Annotated in this window: 19 protein-coding genes and 1 pseudogene; 16 read left to right on the top strand and 4 right to left on the bottom strand. The window is 56.5% G+C overall.

The features are described from left to right. Positions 1 to 177 precede the first annotated feature (177 nt). The 13 genes and pseudogenes from mch to AB1L30_RS24890 all read left to right on the top strand — a co-directional run bounded on the left by mch (position 178) and on the right by AB1L30_RS24890 (position 16,172). The gene (gene mch / locus AB1L30_RS24950) at positions 178 to 1,134 is read left to right on the top strand and encodes a methenyltetrahydromethanopterin cyclohydrolase (RefSeq protein ID WP_367017059.1); all 957 of its coding nucleotides are present in this window, start codon (positions 178 to 180) and stop codon (positions 1,132 to 1,134) included. After that, positions 1,131 to 2,018 carry a RimK family alpha-L-glutamate ligase gene (locus AB1L30_RS24945; protein WP_367017057.1) on the top strand — a complete coding sequence of 296 codons (888 nt, stop codon included), beginning with the start codon at positions 1,131 to 1,133 and terminating at the stop codon, positions 2,016 to 2,018. Before mch ends, AB1L30_RS24945 begins: the two co-directional genes overlap by 4 nt. Then, positions 2,019 to 3,707: a fatty acid CoA ligase family protein gene (locus tag AB1L30_RS24940; protein ID WP_367017055.1), complete on the top strand. Its 1,689-nt coding sequence runs from the start codon at positions 2,019 to 2,021 to the stop codon at positions 3,705 to 3,707. It begins immediately after the preceding gene. A 46-nt stretch (positions 3,708 to 3,753) separates the two neighbouring features. Next, positions 3,754 to 3,840 (top strand): annotated as a pseudogene (locus tag AB1L30_RS24935) (MJ0042-type zinc finger domain-containing protein); the annotation flags it as partial. A 66-nt stretch (positions 3,841 to 3,906) separates the two neighbouring features. Further along, entirely contained in the window at positions 3,907 to 4,695 is a 789-nt protein-coding gene (locus tag AB1L30_RS24930) for a hypothetical protein (protein ID WP_367017906.1), read from the top strand. A 27-nt stretch (positions 4,696 to 4,722) separates the two neighbouring features. Next, positions 4,723 to 5,724 (top strand): NAD-dependent epimerase/dehydratase family protein, encoded by a 1,002-nt coding sequence (locus AB1L30_RS24925; protein WP_367017053.1) that lies wholly within the window; start codon positions 4,723 to 4,725, stop codon positions 5,722 to 5,724. A 64-nt stretch (positions 5,725 to 5,788) separates the two neighbouring features. Then, positions 5,789 to 7,042 (top strand): beta-ketoacyl-[acyl-carrier-protein] synthase family protein, encoded by a 1,254-nt coding sequence (locus AB1L30_RS24920; RefSeq protein WP_367017051.1) that lies wholly within the window; start codon positions 5,789 to 5,791, stop codon positions 7,040 to 7,042. A 26-nt stretch (positions 7,043 to 7,068) separates the two neighbouring features. Continuing rightward, the gene (locus AB1L30_RS24915) at positions 7,069 to 7,320 is read left to right on the top strand and encodes an acyl carrier protein (protein ID WP_345093777.1); all 252 of its coding nucleotides are present in this window, start codon (positions 7,069 to 7,071) and stop codon (positions 7,318 to 7,320) included. A gap of 151 nt (positions 7,321 to 7,471) precedes the next feature. After that, positions 7,472 to 8,863, top strand: a complete 1,392-nt coding sequence (locus AB1L30_RS24910) for an NAD(P)/FAD-dependent oxidoreductase (RefSeq protein ID WP_367017049.1) — start codon at positions 7,472 to 7,474, stop codon at positions 8,861 to 8,863. Between the two features lie 120 nt (positions 8,864 to 8,983). After that, entirely contained in the window at positions 8,984 to 10,435 is a 1,452-nt protein-coding gene (locus AB1L30_RS24905; RefSeq protein ID WP_367017047.1) for an NAD(P)/FAD-dependent oxidoreductase, read from the top strand. Between the two features lie 14 nt (positions 10,436 to 10,449). Beyond that, the gene (locus tag AB1L30_RS24900; protein WP_367017046.1) at positions 10,450 to 10,881 is read left to right on the top strand and encodes a 3-hydroxyacyl-ACP dehydratase FabZ family protein; all 432 of its coding nucleotides are present in this window, start codon (positions 10,450 to 10,452) and stop codon (positions 10,879 to 10,881) included. A gap of 2 nt (positions 10,882 to 10,883) precedes the next feature. Further along, on the top strand, positions 10,884 to 11,693 hold the full coding sequence (locus tag AB1L30_RS24895; RefSeq protein WP_367017044.1) for an SDR family oxidoreductase: 810 nt from the start codon (positions 10,884 to 10,886) through the stop codon (positions 11,691 to 11,693). A gap of 690 nt (positions 11,694 to 12,383) precedes the next feature. Then, entirely contained in the window at positions 12,384 to 16,172 is a 3,789-nt protein-coding gene (locus AB1L30_RS24890; RefSeq protein ID WP_367017043.1) for an Ig-like domain-containing protein, read from the top strand. Positions 16,173 to 16,263: 91 nt separating this feature from the next. On the opposite strand, the gene AB1L30_RS24885 is transcribed toward AB1L30_RS24890, so the two are convergent. Next, positions 16,264 to 17,166 carry an amidohydrolase family protein gene (locus AB1L30_RS24885; protein ID WP_367017041.1) on the bottom strand — a complete coding sequence of 301 codons (903 nt, stop codon included), beginning with the start codon at positions 17,164 to 17,166 and terminating at the stop codon, positions 16,264 to 16,266. Positions 17,167 to 17,354: 188 nt separating this feature from the next. On the opposite strand from AB1L30_RS24885, the gene AB1L30_RS24880 reads away from it, so the two are divergent. The 3 genes from AB1L30_RS24880 to AB1L30_RS24870 all read left to right on the top strand — a co-directional run bounded on the left by AB1L30_RS24880 (position 17,355) and on the right by AB1L30_RS24870 (position 21,451). Continuing rightward, complete coding sequence (locus tag AB1L30_RS24880; RefSeq protein ID WP_367017039.1) at positions 17,355 to 19,229, top strand: sulfatase-like hydrolase/transferase; 1,875 nt, start codon at positions 17,355 to 17,357, stop codon at positions 19,227 to 19,229. A 93-nt stretch (positions 19,230 to 19,322) separates the two neighbouring features. Further along, positions 19,323 to 20,729: an AI-2E family transporter gene (locus AB1L30_RS24875; RefSeq protein WP_367017037.1), complete on the top strand. Its 1,407-nt coding sequence runs from the start codon at positions 19,323 to 19,325 to the stop codon at positions 20,727 to 20,729. 56 nt (positions 20,730 to 20,785) lie between these two features. Continuing rightward, complete coding sequence (locus AB1L30_RS24870) at positions 20,786 to 21,451, top strand: DUF2293 domain-containing protein (protein WP_367017036.1); 666 nt, start codon at positions 20,786 to 20,788, stop codon at positions 21,449 to 21,451. A 16-nt stretch (positions 21,452 to 21,467) separates the two neighbouring features. Here the strand turns inward: AB1L30_RS24870 and AB1L30_RS24865 are convergent, their stop codons facing one another. The 3 genes from AB1L30_RS24865 to AB1L30_RS24855 form a co-directional block, all read right to left on the bottom strand. Beyond that, positions 21,468 to 22,199, bottom strand: a complete 732-nt coding sequence (locus tag AB1L30_RS24865; RefSeq protein WP_367017034.1) for a family 16 glycoside hydrolase — start codon at positions 22,197 to 22,199, stop codon at positions 21,468 to 21,470. 7 nt (positions 22,200 to 22,206) lie between these two features. Beyond that, on the bottom strand, positions 22,207 to 22,512 hold the full coding sequence (locus AB1L30_RS24860) for a hypothetical protein (RefSeq protein WP_367017032.1): 306 nt from the start codon (positions 22,510 to 22,512) through the stop codon (positions 22,207 to 22,209). 201 nt (positions 22,513 to 22,713) lie between these two features. Continuing rightward, positions 22,714 to 23,550, bottom strand: a complete 837-nt coding sequence (locus AB1L30_RS24855; RefSeq protein WP_367017030.1) for a hypothetical protein — start codon at positions 23,548 to 23,550, stop codon at positions 22,714 to 22,716. Positions 23,551 to 23,661 lie beyond the last annotated feature (111 nt).

Below are 23,661 nucleotides of genomic sequence, written 5' to 3'. Positions count from 1 at the left end.
ACTAAAGCGTTTCATAGGAATTGCTTACAAACAAGCGCCTGAGTATAGGAGAACCCGGCAAAAAGCGTCAATAGCGCTCCCCCCATCCCCCAGACGCCTCGTTGCAGCAGACAGGAAAGAGGTGGAAGATGGGAAATCACCGGACGAACGACGCATTCGCACGCAGAGGAGACCATCTTGGAATTGAACCAACGGGCCCATGCCCTGGTGCAGCCGATCATCGATGCCCCCGCCGAAGTTGGGGCTCAACTGATTCAGGTTGATTGCGGGGCGAAGGTCCTTGATCTGGGCGTTTCGTCCAGACTCGGCGGCTTGGAAGCTGGCCGTCTGCTGGCCGAGATCTGCCTGGCAGGGCTGGGAAAAGTCGACTTCACACCCACCACCGGACCTGGCACGCGACTGCAGGTGAACGTCGCCACCGATCGGCCAGAACTTGCTTGCATTGCTTCGCAATATGCTGGCTGGCAGATCAAAGCGGGCGACTTCTTTGGAATGGGTTCCGGCCCAATGCGAATCAAAGCGGCCAAAGAGCCAGTAATTCAAGCGATGAACCTGGTGGACGACTACCCGGTTGCCGTCGGTGTGCTGGAGACGTCGCAGCTTCCCGGCGATGAAGTTTGTCGCAAAATCGCCGCCGATTGCCAGATTGATCCCCGGAACCTGGTCTTGCTGGCGGCTCGCACGGCCAGCCTGGCGGGTCATGTCCAGGTGGTTGCCCGGAGTGTCGAGACATGTCTGCATAAGCTGCACGAGCTGAAGTTCGATCTCTCGAAGATCGCCAGCGGCTACGGCTCAGCCCCGCTGCCACCGGTCGCTGCGGACGACGTCGTGGGAATAGGGCGAACGAATGACGCGATCCTGTATGGGGGGACGGTCACCCTCTGGGTTCATGAAACATCGGAGAACCTGCGGTCCTTCGGCGAGCAGCTTCCTAGTAGTTCGTCTGCAATGCATGGCAAGCCGTTCGAGCAGATCTTGCGTGACGCGAAGTTCGATTTCTATCAGATCGATCCGTTGCTGTTCAGCCCTGCCGAGGTGTGCCTGGTCAGCCTGGTTGATGGTAAAGCGACGATCTTCGGACAACATGATGAAGCCGTGCTGGCACGATCGTTTGGCCAGGAAGTCTCGCCGTGAGTTCGATTTCCCGACTGCCACGCATTGGCGTGTTAGCGAACGAAGATAGCTGGTACTTCCGTGATTTGCAGCGAGCGGCGACCGGTTTGGCCGAAGTCGAACGACTCGATTTCGGAGCACTCCGCAGCCAGATCGGCGGATCGGAGTGCATTGATGCCGGCGTGAAGATCTCGGGCGGGTTCGAGGCGGTGATCGTACGGACGATGCCGCCTGGTTCGCTGGAACAAGTGGTCTTCCGGATGGATGCCTTGGCGGCCCTGCAGCGTCAGGGCGTGCTGGTGGTCAATCCGCCACGCTCGATGGAAATGGCGATCGACAAGTATCTCACGCTGTCGATCCTCGCCGAGGCAGGCTTCCGGGTGCCCGAGACGCACGTCTGTCAGACCTGGCAGGAAGCGATGCAGTCGTACGAGATGCTGGGCCCTTCGGTCGTGGTCAAGCCAATCTTCGGCGGCGAAGGACGGGGGATCATGCGGGTCGAAAGTTCGGATCTCGCGCATCGCGTCTTCAAAACGCTCCAGCAATTGGGGCAGGTCATCTATCTACAGAAATTCATCTCCCATCCCGGCTATGATCTGCGAGTCTTGGTGCTCGAAAATCAGATGTGGGGCATGCGACGATCGAGCGAGAGCGATTGGCGGACGAATCTCAGTCACGGCGCGACCGCCACGCCAGAGCCGATCCCGCCCGAGATCGCCGACCAGGCACGCCGTGCGGTCGAAGCATTGGGATTGGTGATCGCGGGCCTCGACTTCCTGCCGGATGGGGAAGGGGGCTGGTATTTACTCGAAGCCAACGCTGTTCCAGGATGGAAAGGCTTGTCGGCGGCATGCGACGTCGACATCGCTGCCGAGCTTATTCGCTTTGTCGTAGGAAGAATCTAAATGCTCGAAGCCAACGCGGCTGACACGATCTTCAACGTGGGACTACTTCTGGATGAAGTTGCCACGCAACAGCCTGATGGTATCGCCATTGCTGTCGCCGGGAAACGAGACGCTTCGGGCAAGCGAAGATACGACACGATCACGTTTGCAAATTTGGCAAAAGACAGCACTGTTATTGCGGCCGGCCTGGCGAAGATGGGAGTTGTGCCAGGGACGCGAATGGCCTTGATGGTCCGGCCAGGGATCGACTTCGTCTCTCTGGTCTTCGCCTTGTATAAGGTTGGCGCCGTCAGCATTCTGATCGACCCTGGCATGGGCAAGAAGAATGTGCTTTCCTGTCTCGATCAAGTCAAACCGCAAGGCTTCGTCGCGATTCCGATCGTGCATGCGATCCGCAAGCTGTGTGGTCGACGCTATCGTGATTCCAAGTGGAATGTCACCGCCGGACGTCGCTGGTTTTGGGGCGGTCCGACGGTTGAAGAACTTCGACAGACCGATGTGGGCGACTTTAAACCGTTCGCTGCGGAAGCGGACGATCAAGCCGCGATTATCTTCACCTCCGGAAGTACCGGTCCGCCGAAAGGTGTCGAGTTCCGTCACGAAGGCTTCCGCCGCCAGGTGCAATTCATCCAAGAACGTTACGACATCCAGCCCGGCGATGTCGATGTGCAAGGCTTCCCGCTGTTTGGCTTGTTTAACAGCGCGATGGGAGTCACCTCGGTCATTCCGGAAATGGATTTCAGCCGGCCAGCAACCGTCGACCCTCGCAATATCTTGGAAGCGGTCGACGACTGGAACGCCACGCAGTCGTTCGCTTCGCCGGCGGTCTGGAACTCGGTGGGGCAGTTCTGCGAACGCGAAGGTTTATGGATGCCTTCGCTGAAGCGGGTTCTGTCAGCAGGGGCTCCGGTGCCACCGCACGTGTTAAAGCGGATGAAAAAAGCGGCACCCAATGCCGAGATGTACACGCCATACGGTGCGACCGAAGCGTTGCCGGTGGCTTCGATTTCCGCGACTGAGGTGTTGGAAGAAACCTCGGCGAAATCGAGCGAAGGGGGCGGGACTTGTGTCGGCACACGCTTCCGCAGCATCGACTGGCAGGTGATCGCCATCACGGACGAGGCAATCGAATCGGTCGATCAGGTTCAGCCGCTGCCGCGTGGTGAAATTGGCGAACTGATCGTGCATGGACCGGTGATCACGCGGCGCTATGCAACCAGTGAAGAGGCAACGCGTCGCTCGAAGATCTACGACGGCGACGCGGTCTGGCATCGCATGGGAGACGTCGGCTATCTCGACGAGCAAGACCGATTCTGGTTCTGTGGTCGTAAATCGCACCGTCTGCAAACGGCAGAAGGCCCGATGTATACGATCCCGGTCGAAGCGATCTTCAACACGCACGAAAAGATCTTTCGGAGTGCGTTGGTGGGGATTGGCGAACCGGGCCAACAGGTCCCGGTGGTGATCGTGCAGCCGTGGCCTGGGATGTACCCCGATACGCCGGAAGAGATTGACACTCTGCTGGACGAACTGCGAGAGATCGGCAATAAAAACCGGCTGACGCAGCGAATAGAGCATTTCCTGCTGCACCCGAATTTTCCGGTCGACGTTCGTCATAACTCGAAGATTTTCCGGGAAAAACTAACGCTATGGGCCGAAGATCGGCTCGACTCGGTCCTGCCCCGGTAAACTGACGTTTGCCCTCATCGTCTCACCTTCAAGGCAATTCCCTGCGATGCATCTTAAGTGCCCTCATTGTTCGACCGTGCTCAGTGTTAACAGTCCGGCTGGAACTCAGGTCAAATGCCCTACTTGTCAGGGGGTGTTCGTCGTCCCTCAGGCAGCACCTCAAGTCGGACCGCCGGTAATCACGCCGAAGGCACCAGGCGTGAAGCCATCCAAAAAGAAGGCCGCTGACCCGAATCAGCAGCCAACCGAGGAAGAGGGAGCTGAAGGAGAAGAAGGGGCCACCAAGGAAATTCCTTGGGACTTGATTGTGAAGATCGGGTACATGTTTGTGCTGCCGATCTTTCTGGCGGTGGTCCTGTTTGTCGTGCTGGTCTCGGTCGGTGTGATCAGTACCGGTGGCGATGAAGTCGTCAACGAGACACCGTACGAAGCAGACGGCGTCGCCAACAGCGGCAATCAAATTCAAGACGTGATGGAAGCCGCCGAAAAGGGGGAGATCCACATCAAATGGATCCCAGCGAAGAACTCGGCCACCATGGAAGGCTTCAAAGTCAAAGTCAATCACGTCGACTGGGGAGAAGTCCGCGGGCGTGACGAGCAAGGCGAACTCGTAACCTCGTCCCGTCCGTTCGTGAATATCTATCTGGAAACGGCCAATCGCTCGAACAAGACCTTCGATTTCAAGAGCTGGTATGGCAACGAATTTACCACCAAGGGTGGGGCCATCCGAACGGCACAGCTTTCGGACGACGATAAGAACGTGTACTATCCCCTCAAGTTTGACGACTTGAAGGATCTGAAATGGTGGACACCGAGCAAGACGTTCGATCCGCTGGACGAGGGAACCGATTGCATCGTCTTCGACGTGCCTGAGGACTTCGATCCGAACAAGGTTCAGAATCTGTACCTCGATCTGCCAGGCGAAGCGGTCGGCCTGAGTGGCTCGTACCGATTCCAGATTCCCAAGTCAATGATTCAAGGCCTCTAAACCAAGACGGTATCAGGGGAATCTGATTTGAGCGTCCTAGTCACTGGCGGAGGTGGTTTCCTCGGCCGATATCTCGTCGAGCAGCTACTGCAGCATGGCGAATCGGTCCGTGTCTTGGGGCGGCAACGCTATCCTGATCTCGAGAGCCTCGGCGTTGAATGCATCCAGGGAGACCTGCGCGACGCATCGGCCGTCGAAAAGGGAGTGAAGGGCTGCGACGTGGTTTATCACGTGGCGGCGATCGCAGGCATCTGGGGCCGTTGGTCTGATTACTACGGCATCAATGTCGAAGGCACCGACAATATCATCGCCGCCTGCAAGGCCTGGAAGGTCGAGCGACTGGTCTACTGCAGCAGCCCCAGCGTGACCTTCGACGGGACCGATCAAAAGGGAGTCGACGAAAAGGCTCCCTATCCCGAAACATGGCTCGCCCACTATCCGCATTCCAAGGCAATCGCGGAACAGGCCGTTCTGGCGGCAAATCAGCCTGGCACGCTACTCACATGTGCCTTGCGGCCACACCTCATCTGGGGACCTCGTGACCAGCACTTGATTCCGCGATTAATCGCCCGTGCGAAAACGGGTAAACTGCGGGTTGTGGGCGATGGCAAGAATCTCGTCGACATGGTTTATGTCGAAAACGCTGCCTCGGCTCATATCCAAGCAGCCGGGGCACTTCTCGAATCGCCAGAGAAGGTTGGTGGCAAGGCTTACTTTGTTACTCAAGGTGCTCCGGTTCGACTTTGGGATTGGATTAACGACATCCTGGCGTTAGACGGGCTCCCCCCGATCCGAAAAAGTGTTTCGGCAAACGTTGCCTATTATGCCGGTGCTATGATGGAAACCGCCTACAAAATGGTGGGACGCATGAACGAGGAACCACGCATGACTCGGTTCCTCGCGCGGCAGCTTGCAACGCATCATTATTTCGATATCTCCGCGGCACGACACGACTTGGGATACTCTCCCAAAGTCTCGACCGAAGAGGGAATGCGTCGCCTGGCGGACGAGTTGGCTTCTCGCAGGTGACTTGTCAAGGTTCCTGGGAATCGGTAGCTTGAACGGTTTCCGTTAAATTGCCGAGGATGGGCAAATGGTTGCCACTGCCGAACAACTACCCGATTCACAGCGCATCGTCATCACGGGCGTCGGTCTGACCGCTCCGAATGGCAATTCGTACGCTGAGTATCGAGAGGCGTTGCTCAGTGGCAAAAGCGGTGTGTCCGACTACGAGATCCGTTACATCGGCGAAACCCTCGCTGGTATCTGCGATTACGAAGCGACCCGCTACCAGAAGAAGCGTGACATCCGTCGTGGTACCCGTGCTGGCAGCATTGGTATTTACTGTGCTGGCGAAGCGATCGCCGACAGCGGCTTGGAATGGGAAAACATTGATAAGAGCATGGTCGGCGTCTACGTAGGCGTGACCGAGCATGGCAATGTCGAGACCGAGAACGAAGTCTATAACCTGAAGGGTTACGATTACGACACCTCGTTCTGGTCGCACCACCACAATCCACGAACCGTGGCCAACAATCCCGCCGGCGAAATCTGCCTGACGATGGGCATTGTGGGGCCGCACTACACCATCGGTGCTGCTTGTGCCGCCGGGAATGCCGGCCTGATTCAAGGAGCTCAGATGCTTCGCTTGGGCGAATGCGATCTGGCTTTGGCTGGGGGTGTTTCAGAAAGCGTCCACACCTTTGGGATCTTCGCCGGTTTCAAGAGCCAGGGGGCTCTGGCCGTGCATAGCGATCCGACGAAGGCCTCGCGTCCGTTCGATACCCAACGAAACGGCATCGTCGTTTCGGAAGGTGGCTGTATTTATACGCTCGAGCGGTTATCGGATGCGAAAAAACGCGGTGCGAAGATTTACGGCGAATTGGCAGGCTATGCCATGAACACCGACGCAACCGACTTCGTGCTGCCGAACCCTGAACGACAAGTCCAATGCATGAACCTGGCCTTGAAGCGTGCCGGGTTGAATGCCACCGACATCGACATTGTCAGCACGCATGCTACCGGCACGACCCTGGGCGACCAGCAGGAGTGTACGGCGATTCGCGAAGTGTTCGGCAAAAGCGAAACCACGTTCATCAACAACACAAAAAGTTTCATTGGGCACGCGATGGGTGCCGCCGGGGCTCTTGAGCTTTCCGGAAACCTGCCAGCCTTTCAGGATGGAGTTTGTCACGCCACGATTAACGTGGACGACCTCGATCCAGCGTGTGCCATCGACGGGTTGGTTTTGAATCAGCCGCGAGAACTTGGCAAAGTCCAGACCATTCTGAACAACTCGTTCGGGATGCTGGGAATCAACTCTGTAGTAATCATCAAAAAGCTGTAATAGACGCTTGAAGGAGCCAGATCGGGATGACGCCAGCGGAAATCCGGGAAGAAATTTTGGACATTTTGCGGGACATCGCTCCGGATGACGACATCACGGATATCGATGATGACAAGCCCTTCCGCGACCAGCTCGAACTCGACAGCATGGACTTCCTAGACATCGTCATGGAACTCCGCAAGCGTCACCGAGTGCAGATTCCGGAAGAAGAATATCCAGAGCTCGCTTCGATGGCCAGCACGGTCAGCTATCTCGAGCCGAAGATGAAAGACCTGTAACTCGCAAGAGGCAGGTCCCACGCAAATCCGTAGGGTGTGAAACGCAACGCGTTTCGCGCCTTGGCATGACGATGGAAGCCAATTACGGTGCGTTGCGTTCCGCTTCGATCCACTCCTCATAACCTACGAGCGTCGGAGCTCCATCGTCACGATGTACGATACGATCATTATCGGCGCAGGCATGTCCGGGCTCGCGGCAGGCATTCGCCTGGCCTATTTCGGTCAGAACGTCTGCATTCTGGAACGACATAACACCATCGGTGGTTTGAACTCGTTCTATCGCATGGCAGGCCGCGATTTCGATGTCGGTTTGCACGCGGTGACCAACTTCACGCAGAAAGGCGAGAAGAAGGGGCCGCTCGGGCGTCTTCTGCGCCAACTTCGCTTCAAATGGGACGAATTCGCTCTTTGCCCTCAACTGGGCTCGAAGGTGATGTTTCCCGGCGTCGAGCTGAAGTTTGACAACGACATCGAACTTCTACGCAGCGAAATCGCCCAACGCTTTCCGAAGCAAGCCGACAACTTTGACCGGCTCCGCGGCCAGATCATCGACTACGACGATATCACCGCGGAAAATTACGCCGGCTCGGCTCGCACGCGACTCTCCGAGATCATCACCGATCCGCTGTTGGTCGAGATGCTGCTTTGCCCGCTGATGTGGTACGGCAATGCTCGCGAACGGGACATGGACTGGGGACAGTTTTGCATTATGTTCCGCAGCATCTACATGGAAGGGTTCGCCCGACCGCTGAAAGGTGTACGGCTGCTGCTGAAGAACCTGGTGAAAAAGTTCCGCGAACTCGGCGGCGAACTGAAACTTCGCACGGGCGTTTCTGCCCTGAAGATCGAAGATGGCAACTGCGTCGGCGTGAAGCTGGACGACGGGACTGAGCTACTCGGCCGCAAAGTGGTTTCGTCCGCCGGTTGGTGGGAAACGATGCGGATGTGCGAGGAAGGTATCCAGCCACCACCGAGCGAGCCCGGTCGGTTGAGCTTCGTCGAAACGATCTCGGTCATTAAGAAGCAACCGGTTGAAGTTGGATACGATTCGACGATCGTCTTCTTCAACGACTCGAACACGTTCCACTGGGAAAAGCCGGAAGACGATCTATGCGACGTCCGCACCGGCGTGATCTGTTCCCCCAATAACTTCGACTATCAGGACGGAGCGAATCTCGACGAAGGTTACCTTCGCGTGACCGCCCTGGCGAACTACGAACGTTGGGCCACGATGCCGGAAGAACGGTACCGCTTTGAAAAGAATCGTTGGTACGATCTGATCAGCGACAGCGTCGTCCGATTCATTCCAGAATTCCGGCGGCATGTCGTGGCGGTGGATATGTTCACGCCGAAAACGATTCATCGATACACTTGGCACAAAAACGGGGCCGTTTATGGTGCCCCAGAAAAACATCTCGATGGCACCACGCACCTCGAGAACCTTTATATTTGTGGAACCGATCAAGGTTACGTCGGCATCATTGGCTCGATCATGAGCGGAGTGTCGGTGGCCAATCGTTATTGCTTGCGGGAAGCAGGCTAACGCAGCGACTCGCGATTCGGCGCGTAAAGTCGCCGATCTCGGTTTCACGGGCCTCCTCGTTCGTGGGCAACCCTGCCCAAGCGGCGACGAGATAGGAAGCGTTTGGAAAACAGGTAAATCATGGCGAAAGACTTTCTTAAAGACACTCTGGACGAATACGACGTTGTAGTGATCGGCAGCGGCCTGGCAGGTTTGACCTCTGCCAACACGCTTGCTCGCCAGGGACGCAAAGTGCTGCTATGCGAACAACACTACAAGCTGGGTGGCATGGCGACCTGGTTCAAACGCCCAGGCGGTCACATCTTCGACATCTCGCTGCATGGTTTCCCGATTGGCATGATCAAAAGCTGTCGTCGTTATTGGACGCGCGAGATCGCCGATTCGATCGTTCAGTTGAAGAACATTCGCTTCGACAACCCAATGTTCTCGCTGTCGACGACCTTCAACCGCGAAGACTTCAGCAAGCTGCTGATCTCGCAGTTCAACGTTCCGGAAGAAACCGTCAAGGCATTCTTCGATACGGCTCGTGGAATGAACTTCTACGACGATCAGGGCACGACCACGAAGGAACTGTTCGAGAAGTTCTTCCCAGGTCGCGAAGACGTGGTCCGACTGTTGATGGAGCCGATCACTTACGCCAACGGTTCGACGCTGGAAGATCCGGCGATCAGCTATGGCATCGTGTTCTCAAATTTCATGAGCAAAGGTGTGTTCACGTTTGAAGGGGGAACCGACCGCCTGATCACGTTGATGCACGAAGACCTGAAGAAGTCAGGCGTCGATGTCCGTATCAACGCCGACGTGCAGAAAATCAACTTGGAAAACGGTAAGGTAAAAAGCGTCACGGTTAACGGCAAAGAGATTCGCTGCAAAGCGATCGTGTCGAACTCGAACCTAAAGCTGACGATCTTCAACCTGATCGGCGAAGAACACTTCGATAAAAAGTTCATCGAAGACGCCAAGGAAGTGCGGCTCAACAATTCCAGCACGCAGGTCTACATCGCCATGAAGCCGGACGAACAGATTCCGGAAGAAACAGGCGACCTGCTCTTCAGCAGCACGGCCCCTGCGTTCCGTACCGATTTGCTGCTCAGCCGAGACATCACCAGCCGTACCTATTCGTTCTATTACCCGCGGACCCGTCCCGATGGTCGGCCTCGTTCGCTGGTCGTTTCCAGCACGAATGCACGCTGGGAAGATTGGGCGAATCTGTCCGAAGAAGAGTACAAGGTCAGTAAAGACGACCTGGCAGAAACGACGCTCGACGCGCTCGAGAAGTACGTGCCCAACGTGCGTGAACGTGTCGACCATGTCGAAGTCTCGACGCCGAAGACCTTCCAGCGATACACCAAGCATCAGCTTGGCTCCAGCTTCGGAACGAAGTTCGAAGGCCTGGCGGTCAGTCGGGCCCTGCCGGAACAGATCCCAGGTCTGTACCATGCCGGAAGCGTTGGCATCATCATGTCGGGCTGGCTGGGGGCTATTAACTACGGGGTGATTGTGGCGAACGATGTCGATTCGTACGTCATGAAGGCGTCCACCAATTCGCAACTCGCCGACAGCACCAACTAACGGAATTAGCATCCATGACGAAGGTTATCATCGAAGACGCGATTCCGCATCGCGGTCCTATGCTGCTGGTCGACGAAGTGGTCGAGCAGACCGAAGATCAAATCATCTGTCGCAAGACATTCACGCCTGACGAATATTTTTTTCAGGGCCATTACCCGGACTATCCGCTGGTTCCCGGGGTGATTCTGTGTGAAGCAACCATGCAGGCAGGCGCGATCTTGTTGTCCAAATTTGTGACCGAAGGTGGTGGCGTTCCCGTTGCTACGCGGCTGAACGACGTGAAGTTCAAGAAAATGGTGCGTCCCGGTGACCTCATCGAGATGATCGTCAAGTTGAATGAACGGATGGCGGACGCCTTCTTCATGACCGGCAAGGTAACCGTCGGTGGCAAGCTGGCCATGCGGTTCGATTTCGCATGCACCGTTGCCCAGATCGAAGAGTCGTAAACGTGTCTGATTTTCTGAAGCTGGCGGGCAAGAACGTTGTCGTCACTGGGGTCGCCAATCGCAAGAGCGTCGCCTGGCATATCGCCAAGACCCTGGAAGAAGCTGGGGCGACGGTTATTTATGTCGTCCGCAGCGAAGCCCGTAAGGAATCGACCGCCAAGCTGCTGGCCGATCGCCAGGTATTGGTTTGCGATGTCGAACATCAAGATCAGATCGATCGCCTGCGTGACGAACTGACGGCAACCGGGCAAACGATTCATGGCCTGGTGCATTCGATTGCATTCGCCGACTACTCTGAAGGGATGAAGCCGTTTCACGAAACGACCAAGGCCCAGTTTCTGCAAGCGGTCGATATTTCTTGCTTCTCGCTGGTGAAGCTTTCCAATGCGTTGAAAGACATGTTCGATCCCGACGCATCGGTGGTTACGATTTCGATCTCGACCACCCGGATGGCCAGCGAGAACTACGGTTTCATGGCGCCGATCAAAGCGGCGCTCGATTCTTCACTAGCGTTCCTGACGAAGAGCTTCAGCAACTTCTCGCGCGTTCGCTTCAATGCGGTCGGGCCAAGCTTGTTAAAGACGTCGGCCTCGGCGGGGATTCCTGGCTACGTCGATGCCTACCTGTTTGCGGAACAGGTCATCCCTCGCAAGGCGGCACTCACCACGCAAGAAGCCGCCGACGTGGCAGTCTTTCTGTTGAGTCCACGGTCTAGCGGCATTCAGGCCCAGAACATCGCTGTCGATGCTGGCATGAGCATCAACTACTTCGATCGCGATGTCATCGGCGGCGTGCTGAAAGAGAAGCAATAAAGAGGTCGGCAATTTCTCTCGGCCGATCTGACTTCCAAGGTGACAGCGTCTCACGCGCGGGCTTGCGCGGTTTCTCGACTGCTGCAACGAATGAAGATTGCGTTTCTCCGCAGTGAAGAGACATGTTGTCGCGAGTTTTACCAGCTCATTCGTTCATTCAAACGTTCTTCTGCGGCATCTTCTCCGCCAAGATTCGCTTCAAAAAGCTAGTTTTGGGCGTGATTCTCCCACGAGCGGAGTAGGTCACCCTTGCCAGTCAGCGGGCTGCTATCGTTGGACAGTTTGGACTGGCGACAATAACTTGAGTCGAATTCTAAAGATTTTCCGGGTGCTACCTGCATGCATAGATAGGTGCCCACATGTTGATGAGCAATGGATGTGGACCTCTTGATAAACTGCGCGCGAAGTCTTCAAGAATAGGGGCTGTCGCTGGACTTACGGCAAATACGATGCACTTGAAATCGCTCTCTGAAAGAAGCGGCTTCTGATTGGTAGCAGGTGCATTCATCAGGCATTTACGATCGCAGCGTAATTCTTTCATCAGCTTCGACAACGCTATCGGTGAAGTAAGTTCCCAAAAAACTTTTCGCACCGTGGAACTTTCTCAAGTCGAACGCACAATGCCACTCGAACCAGCTGCGCAAGGGAGCGTGGCTCACGATTGCCCATCTGATTAAACGGAGATTCTCAATGCGATTCAAACGCCCCAAGTTCAAGTCTTCTCTCGGGGAACAATTGGAAGATCGCAGCATGTTGAGTGGAACTCCGCTGGACTTGGATTTGTCAGCGGTCCCCACGCAAACCGTATTCGCAGGCGAAACACTGAGCTTCAATCTCAGCGAGCTGGGCGCAACGGTTACGGAAGGGGAAGATGGGCCAAGGATGGTCATGTATCAGCTCGATCCCGATGGAGACGAGCGGCCTGAAGGGATGTCGATGACTTTCTCAGGCGATTTCCAGTGGACCCCAACTGCCGAGCAGGAAGGTCTGTACAGTGTTAAAATCATTGCCGTTGAAAACGGCCAGCCGTCCAGTGCCGACGTCGAAGAGCTGCTAATCGACGTTCGTGTTGGCCGACCGGTTGTCGACCTCAATGGCGAAGACCAGGAAGGAATCGATTACGATGCCGTCTTCCAGGTTGGTCACGGCCCGGTCAGTGTTGTCGATAGCGATCTGACGGTCTCAGACGAAAACGACGACATGATTCAGTCGGCCAAGGTGACGCTCACCAATCCGATGGATAGTGAAGCCGAGTCGCTTTCGATCAACGTGGAAGGCACCAATATCACCGTCGAATACGCGGATGGCTCGATCATCCTCTCCGGCGAAGATACTGCTGAAAACTACGCCAACGCCCTGAAGTCGCTGACCTACAACAACACGAATCTGGACGCGGATCCAGCCTCGCGTTTGGTTGAGATCTCGGTAAGCGACGGCGAATATGAAAGTGCGGTCGCTACCAGCACCATCGCGGTGAATCATCCTCCAGACCTTTTGCCAATTGCCGACCAGGCAGTGGAAGCAGGCCAGAGTGATGAATTCATTATCACCGCCACCGACCCGAACGAAGGGGACGAACTGTTCCTGCTGCTCGATGTCGAAACGCCTGACTATGTCACTCTGACCCAGGAACCAGGCAGTCGCGAAGCCACGCTTTCGATCGCCCCTGGCGCGGAAGTCGAAGCAGGCGAATACATCATTCGCGTTCTGGCTGTCGATCAATATGGCCTGGCCGATGCTCAGTCGTTCGTGCTGACCATTTCGGAAGCTGCGAACACGGTTCCTACCATTTCGCCGCTGGAAGACCAGTCGATCGATCAGGACACGGCTACAGATCCGATGGCATTCACCATTGGTGACGCTGAAACTGCTGCCGAAGAACTGACCGTTTCGGTTGAGTCGGACAACACCGACCTGGTCGACGCGGCCAGCATGGTGATCACCGGCGAAGGTGCCGATCGCGAATTGGTCGTCACGCCGCTGGCAGGTGCGACCGGTTCGGCCACGATCACGATCAGCGTGAGCGACGGCGAAGAAACGACGATCGAAACGTTCGTGTTGACGGTTTCGGAAGTTGTCGCCGAGAACACGCCGCCCGTGATCACGACGATCGACGATCAAACGATCGATCAAGATTCGGCGACCGATGCGCTGGCCTTCACCGTCAGCGATGCTGAAACGGCTGCCGAAGAGTTGGTCGTCAGTGTCGAGTCGGACAATGCCGCCCTGGTCGATCCGACCGGTATCATTCTGACCGGCGACGGTGCCGAAAAGACCTTGGTGGTCACGCCTCTGGCAGGTGCGACGGGTTCGGCCACGATCACCATCAGCGTGAGCGATGGCGAAGAAACCTCAGTCGAAACCTTCGTCCTGACTGTCAACGAAGTCGGTGTCGGTAACACCGCTCCTACGATCACTTCGGTCGATGACCAGACGATCGATCAGGACACCGTTACCGATCCGCTCGTCTTCACCATCGGTGATGCCGAAACGGCCGTCGAAGAACTAGTCGTCAGCGTCGAGTCGGACAATGCTGAATTGGTCGATCCGACCGGCATCATTCTGACCGGCGACGGTACCGAAAAGACCCTGGTCGTTACGCCTCTGGCAGGTGCGACGGGTTCGGCAACGATCACCATCAGCGTGAGCGACGGTGAAGAGACTTCGATCGAAACCTTCGTTCTGACTGTCAATGAAGTGGGCGTTGGCAACACCGCTCCAACCATCAGCTCGGTCGAAGATCAAGCGATTGATCAGGACACCGCGACCGATCCACTGCTGTTCACCATTGGTGACGCCGAAACCGCTGCCGAAGAATTGACGGTCTCCGTCGAATCGGACAACGCGGAACTGGTCGATCCAGCTGGGATCATCGTGACCGGTGAAGGTGCTGATAAGACCTTGATCGTCACGCCGCTGGCAGGTGCGACGGGTTCGGCCACCATCACCATCAGCGTGAGCGATGGCGAAGAGACTTCGGTCGAAACCTTCGTGCTGACCGTAAGTGAAGTCGGTGCCGAAAACACCGTTCCAACCGTGACCTCGGTCGACGATCAAACGATTGATCAAGACACCGCCACCGACCCGCTCGTCTTCACCATTGGTGACGCTGAAACGGCAGTGGAAGAACTGGTCGTCAGTGTCGAATCGGACAATGCCGAATTGGTCGATCCGACTGGTATCATTCTGACTGGCGACGGTGCCGATAAGACCTTGGTGGTCACGCCTCTGGCTGGGGCAACCGGTTCGGCTACCATCACCATCAGCGTGAGCGATGGCGAAGAGACCACGGTCGAAACGTTCGTCCTGACGGTGAACGAAGTTGTGTTGGGCCCAACGGCTGAAGCCGATAGCTTCGGTACCGACGCGAACACGCCATTGGACGTGGATGCGAGCGGTGTGTTGACCAACGACAGTGGCGATGCCCTGACGGTTACCGAAGTGAACGGCGATGCCGCGAACGTCGGTAACGTCATCGAATTCGATTCGGGTGCGATCGTTGTAATCAATGCCGACGGTAGCCTCAGCTTCGATCCAGCCGATCAGTACGCTGGTCTGGCCGAAGGGGAGACCGCGGTCGAAACGGTTTCGTACACCGCGACCGATAGCTCAGGTGCTTCGGTTTCTTCCGATGTCGAGATCACCGTCACTGGTGTGAACGACGCTCCTGTCGCGGGTGACGATGCCTTCGCTACCCAGTCCGACACGGCCCTGACGCTGACTGTCTCGGGCGTTCTGATGAACGATACCGATGCAGACAACGGCGACGTCTTGTCGGTCTCGGCCGTCAACGGTGACGCTGCTAACGTCGGTACGCCAATCGAACTCGAATCGGGTGCTCTGCTGACGCTGAATGCCGATGGCAGCATGACCTTCGATCCGAATGGCAACTTTGAAGACCTGGCGGAACCGGAAGTGGTGAACTTCACCTACACCGTGACTGATGCCCTTGGTTTGACCTCGGATGCTACTGTGACGATTACCGTCTCCGCTCCTAGCGGTGCCGAAAATCAGAACGCGGCCCCTGTGAACTCGGTTCCTGGCGATCAGGCTACCGATTCGGTCACCCCAATCGTCTTTGACGATGCCAACGGCAACGCCATCTCGGTGTCGGATGCCGATGCTGGGGACGCCCTGGTCGAAGTGACCGTCAGTGTCGATAGCGGTGTGCTCACCTTGTCGAACGGTTTCGAGAGCGACCGTCACAAGCTGATCGGTTCGATCGATCAGATCAACTCGTTGCTCAACGGTTTGATCTACACGCCGAATGCCGACTTTGAAGGGAATGCCACGCTGACCATCGTGACCGACGACCTGGGTAATACCGGTCTGGGCGGCTCGAAGGTCGACGCCGATAGCATCCTGATCGCTGTTTCCGCCGCCGCCACCGGCGAAGCGGAAGAATCGGAAGGAATTGACGTCATCGCCGAAGATATGTCGGAAATTGACGACCTGTTCCATCCTTGCAACATTGGCTAAGCCAATCGGTAAGGTAAACAAGTGAACCCTGGAAGCGGGGACGTCGTGCGGCAGCAGGCGTCCTCGCTTTCTTTTTTCGAATGCGTCGCTTCTATGCGAGGTGATAGATCTTGCGAGCGTTTTCGCTCAGAAGTTTCTGCTGAGCATCGCGTGGCCAAGGAGCGATGATTTCAGCCAGGGCGGCAACCCATTCTTTCAAGCTCGCTCCCATCTTGCAGACCGGCCAGTCGCTGCCAAACACAATTCGCGACTCACCAAATGTTTCGCGGCAATGCTCGACAATCGGCCGCAAATCATCGGCGGACCATTCATCGGGCACGCGGGCAACGATTCCCGAAATCTTGCAATGTAAATTAGGCTGATGCGCCAATTCGATCATGTCGTCACGCCACCGCTGAGCATCGTGCGACGGGCGAACGTTGCGCGTATCGTCTTTCGTGAAGAACGCTTTCGGATCGGCGTTGCCGCAGTGGTCGATCACAAACGTCGTCTCGGGACAGGCCGCCGCCAACCGGACGGCATCCCGCAATTCCGGCGTTCGCAGGCAGAGATCGAAGGTCTTGCCCTGCGATCCGAGGTAGCGGCAGTTCGCCATGAACTTTTCGCTGAGGCAATAACCGGCAGGCGTCGTTCCGCCATGAAGGACCTGGCGATACCCTTTGACCCGGTCGTCGTTACGAAATCGATCGACAAATTTGCGAAAGCCATCGGCGCCTGGGTTCGCCGAGAGGATGGCTCCCTTGGTTGGGCTCGAATCCGATTCGATCAGCTTCAGCACCAAGTCCGCTTCTTTAAGCTTTTGCGCAGGATCGGCGTCGACTTCCATGTAAATCGAAGCGGCGATCGGCACGCCTTCGGTCGCCGTGCGATATTCTTCTGCCCAATGCCGACCTGCGAGAGGCGGTCCGGCGTTCTTCAGCCAGGGAAGATCCAGCTGTTCCGGATCCCAAAGATGCTGATGCGTATCGATGATTGGGGGCAGAGAAGGGGGCATGGTGGGCTTTCGACGAAGATGGGGGTTGAGGTCTGCGTATTTTCAACAAGATCGTCGATGCCAGCAAGGAAAATTCAGGATCAGGGAATGAATGACAAACGGTTTCCGGCGAGGTAGGATGAAGGTCACTTCGGTGCCAGCACCTCTTCCAATCCCCCCGATTCCCACCAGCCCCAGAGAGCCCCTTCATGTCGCGCATGGTTTTGCTTGTTGTCGCGCTTTGGCTTGTTGCCCCGCTTGGCTCGGCATTCGCCGAGGATGCCACAACTCAGAAGCTGCCCAATATTTTGTGGATCACCAGCGAAGACAACGGCCCGGAACTGGGGTGCTACGGCGACAAGTATGCCGACTCGCCGAATATCGATTCGATCGCAGCGAAGGGCATGCGTTACAAGCGTGCGTGGTCGAACGCACCCGTTTGTGCCCCGGCTCGTACAACGATTATTTCGGGCATCTATCCACCGGCGACCGGTGCCGAGCACATGCGAAGCAACACCGTGCTGCCGAGCGACTTCCACATGTTCCCGTATTACCTGCATGAAGCAGGCTATTACTGTACGAACAATTCCAAGGAAGACTACAACCTCGGCAAAGATGGATTCGTCTGGGATGCCTCCAGCGGCAAGGCCCATTGGCGAGATCGCCCGGAAGGGAAGCCGTTCTTCTCGGTCTTCAACTTCACGGTGAGTCACGAAAGCCAGATTCGCAAACGCCCTCATACGCCAGTGCATGATCCGGCCAAGGCTCGTGTGCCTGCTTATCATCCGGACACTCCTGAAGTACGACGCGACTGGGCACAGTACTACGACAAGATCACCGAGATGGATCAGCAGGTCGGCCGCGTATTGAAGCAATTGAAGGAAGACGGCCTGGAAGAAGACACGATTATTTTTTATTACGGCGACCATGGAAGCGGGATGCCTCGCAGCAAACGCTGGCCATACGACTCTGGGCTGCACGTGCCGATGATCGTGCATGTGCCTGAGAAATACAAAGATCTGGCTCCGAAAGAATACCAGGTCGGCGGTGTGTCGGATCGGCTGGTCGGTTTCATCGATCTGGCCCCAACCGTTTTGAGCCTGGCCGGTGTCGAGCCGAAGCCATGGATGCAAGGCGATGCGTTCATGGGCGAATTTCAGACCAAGCCGCCCAAGTACATGTTTGGTTTCCGCGGGCGCATGGACGAACGCTACGACATGGTCCGCACGGTGACCGATGGTCGTTACGTTTACATCCGCAATTTCATGCCGCACAAGATCTACGGTCAGCACATCGACTACATGTTCCAGACGCCGACCACCCAAGTCTGGAAGCAGATGTATGACGAAGGAAAGTTGAACGAAGCTCAGAGTGCTTTCTGGGAAGAGAAGCCAACCGAAGAACTGTACGACCTGCAAAACGATCCGGACGAGGTTCATAACATCGCCGATCACCCGAAGGCCCAAGCGAAGCTCGAAGAACTGAAGACCGCGTTGACGAAGTGGCAACTCGAGATTCGCGACATCGGTTTTCTGCCGGAAGACGAGATCCACAAGAAGCGAGGCGATCGTTCGCCATATGAATGGGGACACGACGAGCAGCAGTACGAGATGAAAAACGTGATGGCCGCTGCAGCGATGGCTTCGCGACGCGATCCGAATCAGTTGCCACGTTTGACGAACCTGCTGAGTAACTCCGACAACGTCGTTCGTTATTGGGCGGCACTCGGGATTTTGATGCAGAAGGAAAAGGGTGTCGACCAGGCCCGATCGCAGCTTCGCGCGGCACTGGAAGATGAGTCCCTCAGCGTACGCTGTATCGCGGCGGAAGCGTTGGGCTGCTATGGCAACGACGAAGATGTCCAGTTAGCGATCGAGACCTTAGGGCCATTGGCCGATCCTGTTGAAAACGGCGTTTATGTTTCGATGCTGGCATTGAATTCCATCGATGCCATGGACGAAAAGGCCAAGCCGCTCGCCCCGGTGCTGGCAAAACTCCCTAATGGATCGAAGCAGGCCCCACCTCGAATGGGCAGCTATGTTCCCCGCTTGCTGCAAGATCTGACAAAAGAGCTCAGCCAGTAGCCGATTCGCCCGATCCATCCCATTGCACGCCTACCCATGTCGCGGGGATAATACCTTCCGACATCGTAGAGAAAGGCGAACAGGGGAGAACCGATGAATCAGGAAGGACTATCGGTCAAGAAGCTAACGGAAGAACAATCGTGGCTTCAGACCGGGGCACTTCTGGTGCTGGCATTCGTGGCGTTTTCGTTCGGGCTCAGCTATGCCCGAGCGGTTCTGGTGCCGTTTACGCTCGCGTTATTTCTTAACTACCTCGTGGCACCGATCGTCGACTTCCAGATGATTCGGCTGAAGTTCAGTCGCTTCATTGCGGTTTCGTTGACACTTTTGATGGTGGTGTTGGTCCTGGTGCTGATGGCATTTCTTGGATCGACGGTCGTCCAGAACATGACTGCCGTTGCCAACGACAAGGCATTCATGGCCAAGCTCGAGCATCGACTCGAAGGCCCGCTCGAATGGGCTTCGCGCGTGATGGACAAGATCAGCGGGATTGAAGAAGGGGGCGATACGCCTCCACTGATTAAGATCCCGGAAGTTCCGATCGAGGAAACGGAAGACTCAGATGCCGGCGATGGTTCTGCGGAACCGGCTGAAGAGGAACCACCCACCGACGAGAGTGGCTCGGATGAATCGCCCGAAGAGTCAACCGAAGATGAATCTGCTTCGCCTGATGACGCACCGATGACCGCCGACTCTGACCCTGTCAGCACTGACGAGGCAGCTCCGGCAGAAGACTCGGCCGACGATTCCAAGTCCAATGAAAAGGACGGCACGGAAAGCTCTGACGAGAAGTCCGGTAAAGAAGAAAAGAAGGTCAATCGAACGCAGCAGCTCTTTCGTTCGTTCATGAATCAGATCCGCCAGGAAGCACCCCAGTTGGCCACCCAGGCCGGGGCAACGCTGCTGAACATTATCAGTAGCACGGTGCTGACATCGATCTTCGTCGGCTTCCTGCTGGCGGGGCGCGATCCGTACAAGATCTCGAAGGGGCTTTATGCCGAGATCGACCGCAACGTTCGGAAATACATCGCCACCAAGTTCTTTATCTCGGGGGTGACCGGGTTGTTGGTGTGGGGCTGTCTGTCGATGATTGGGATGCAGTTCGCTTCGATGTTTGGACTGATTGCCTTCTGTTTGAATTTCATCCCCTCGATTGGTTCGATCATCGCCACACTGTTGCCGATTCCGATCGCGATCGTGCAGTTCGATTCCCCGATGACTATCACCTTGGCGGTTGCCTTGCCAGGGGCTGTGCAGATGACCATGGGGAACGTGATCGAACCGAAGATTATGGGAGATGGTCTGCAACTTCACCCAGCCACCATCTTGTTGGCTCTGGCATTCTTCGGCATGCTATGGGGCCCGGTTGGCATGCTGCTGGCGGCACCCATTACTGCCAGCGTGCGAATCGTGCTGATGCGATTCAAAACGACCCAACCGATCGGTCGTCTGATGGCAGGCACTCTGCCGGAAGAAGATGACCATCTCCATCACATCTGACGCTTCCGCTTATCCGCGTGAAGTCCACGGAAGATTTTCGAGTGGAAAGGATATCGATGAGCAGCCCCACGTTCAGCCCCGGCCCTCGGGAAGGAACGGTCCGTGATGTTACCGGAATGGTACTGACGGTTCCGAAAGGATGGTCGCTGTTGCCCCCAGGCGACGCAGGGCTAACACGCCGAGTCAAAGCGGCTGGCGATCATTGGGTGGTGCAAGAGAAGAAGGGCCGCAAGATGTTCTCGCGTGGGGTCTGGGCTCCGACCGCCACTATTGAGAAGATGCGGGCCGGACTCGACGCCGAGCGATCGACTGAGGCGTATGCCAAGAAGCAGAAGGCAGCCGCGGACCGACGAGAGAAAGTCCAGAACGAATACGTCGAAGACTTTCACGGCGCGGTGCTCGCGTTTATCGACTTTCATCCCGACTACGACGCCCTGGCCAATCGCTTCGCGAAGGCTGTCACGACGCATGCCACCCCAGTCGGAAGCGGCACCGTAGCACGAACCAAGCGGATCCCAATCGAACGCCGCGCCGAGTCGGCAGTGATTGCCTGGATGCGGCATCAAACGACCGCCTACGACACGATGACAATCCCCCGCGTCAAAGGCAAGCGACGCGAGGTGCGACGAATGTTGGCTCAGCGGTCGAAAGAACTGCTGCACCTCTATCGCCAGGGACGCGAGATCCCCAGCAATTGCCCATTGAAAGCGGCGCTGAAGTAGCACCGCTCACGGCAGGTTACTTGGCCTTCCAGATCTGCACGTCGTCGACCCAGGCCTCTTTCTTCACGGCCAAGGCGATGTGCTTTTTCGTGGGGTGAGCAATCCCTTCCGATTCTAAACGGCCCACCTCGGCACCATCGATCGAAACGGTCATCTGGTTGCCTGTGATCTGAATCTGTAGCTGGTACCAGGTATCGGCCTTCAACTTGAGCGGGAAGACCGCCGACTTTTCTTTGAGCAACTGCGTCAGCTCGGGCGACTTCTCCTTCGCCAAGATTCGGTCACGAATCTGCAGATCCATGCGGCCTGTTTTCGAGTCGTTGATCACCAGCTTATCGAGTGTGATGTTGGCGATGCAGAGATGCCCGGCGTGGACGGTCTTCAGCGACTTGTCGGCGAAGTCGACACCAAGCTGATCGCCCTTGCCAATGCGAAACTTGAGCCGCACCGTGCCATCGGTGAAGTCAACCGGATGGAACACCGCTACGCCATGGTCAGCTTCCGGGTAGCGGGTAATGTGAATCGAGCCTTCGACAAGATCGACCTGCTGATGTCCCTTCGCTCGCCAAGGGCTGTTGGTCGTCCAGCCTTCTCCGAGTTCCTCTTTGCCAGGAACCGTTTCGTCTCGCTCGAACTGATCGGCGAACTGCAGTTCGCCTGGCGGTTTGGTGGGAGCCGCAGGTTCGGCAAAAGCGAATGCGGGAAGACAATAGAGCAGGGCAGCGGAGACGATAGGCAGGCGGCGCATGATGGGATTACTCTTGAGCGATGGGGCGACCAGTGAATTGGATTTGATAGGTCTTCTTAGGATCGCACGTTTCAGGGCGAGGGAAAAGAATAAAATCGTCCGTAATTACCGGCGCGAACTCTTTGCCGGCGGTGACCTGAATGTCGGTCAGACGCTGCGGGAGGTAAGCGATAAACGGCCGTCCACCTCGCTGCGAACCATTCTTGTTGACCGTGTCGAAGCTTTGTTCGCCCCTTTTGGGCGTGATCGTCAGCGTGTAGCTGTCGCCTGACTGGGTCAGCGTTTGATCGAACCACTGAGGCCCGTCCGACATCCGAGCTTCCCAGGCCGGATCGCCATAGAACGCCACGGTATCACGGTCGTAGGCCAGTCCGCGAAGCTCCTGCTTGGGCGTGGAAGGGTCGTTGAGGCGATGGATGAGCGCGTGATGATTTGCCAGGAAGGCTTCTTGATAGGTATAGCGTCCAGGCTGCTCGACAAAGTAATCGAGGACACCCCAGCCACCATAACCAAACTAGGTCGGGACGGTGTAGCCCAGCATCTGCTTCACACCGGCCGAGTTCATCCAGGCCACCGCCATCGCCTTTTCGCCGTCGATATGTCCCATCAAGCAGTTGCCGATCGGCATATAGATCTTGGCATTGGCCGAATCCACCGGATGCTCGGTGCCGCTGGTATCGATGCCGTATAACTGTCCATCACGGCAGCGGAAATATCCATTGCGATAACGAAAACCGATCTGCCAGTCTCGTTCGGTTGCGTGGCCGGAAGCAACAAACAGGTCGGCATGATAGTCGTTCAAGGTTGCCACCAGGTTAGCTGTCGTGTCGTCGGGGCCCTTCAGTTCCTCGACCTTGCCGCCGGGAAGCTTGCGGACATGACGATTCTTGACCAACTCGTCGTACCACATCCCTTCTTCACAGGCCTCTAGCTCGATGTCGGTGCCAGACGCGACTTTACGCACGACGAGCGGCTTATCGTAGGTGGCGATTTTCAAGGCGTTCGCGGCTTCGTATCCGGTGAGAATCGCCCAGCGGGTATCGGTATAAGGGTCGTCGTCCAGGCTACGGGTTAGCTGATGGACGGTTGCCACGAACGTGCGGCCTGCTTCGGCTGGCGTGGCGACGAAACAGGTATAGCGGGGGAAAGATTTTTGCAGAGACGGCAGCGATTCGGTCGGGCTCTTTTCAAAGGTGACCACCTCAGCCGAATGCCGGGTAACCAGCGCGTCGACGACTTCTTTCCACTGCGGTTTTGCCTGGGTCTCTTGAGAGACCACGACGACATAGTTGGACGCGGAAACCGAGGTCGCGGCCGTCAAAAGCAGGGCGAAAGCGAAGAGGCGAAGCATAACCATATCCCAAAGCAAAAAGAGAACGACTTCCGCTGGTATAGATCCTTTACGTTGCGGTGGCAACTAGCGCCAGTGAGGGGTACACGAAGCTGGCGGAAAGTAAAAACG

Source organism: Bremerella sp. JC817 (assembly GCF_040718835.1).
Taxonomy (GTDB): domain Bacteria; phylum Planctomycetota; class Planctomycetia; order Pirellulales; family Pirellulaceae; genus Bremerella.
This window is presented reverse-complemented; position numbering and strand designations above follow the sequence as displayed.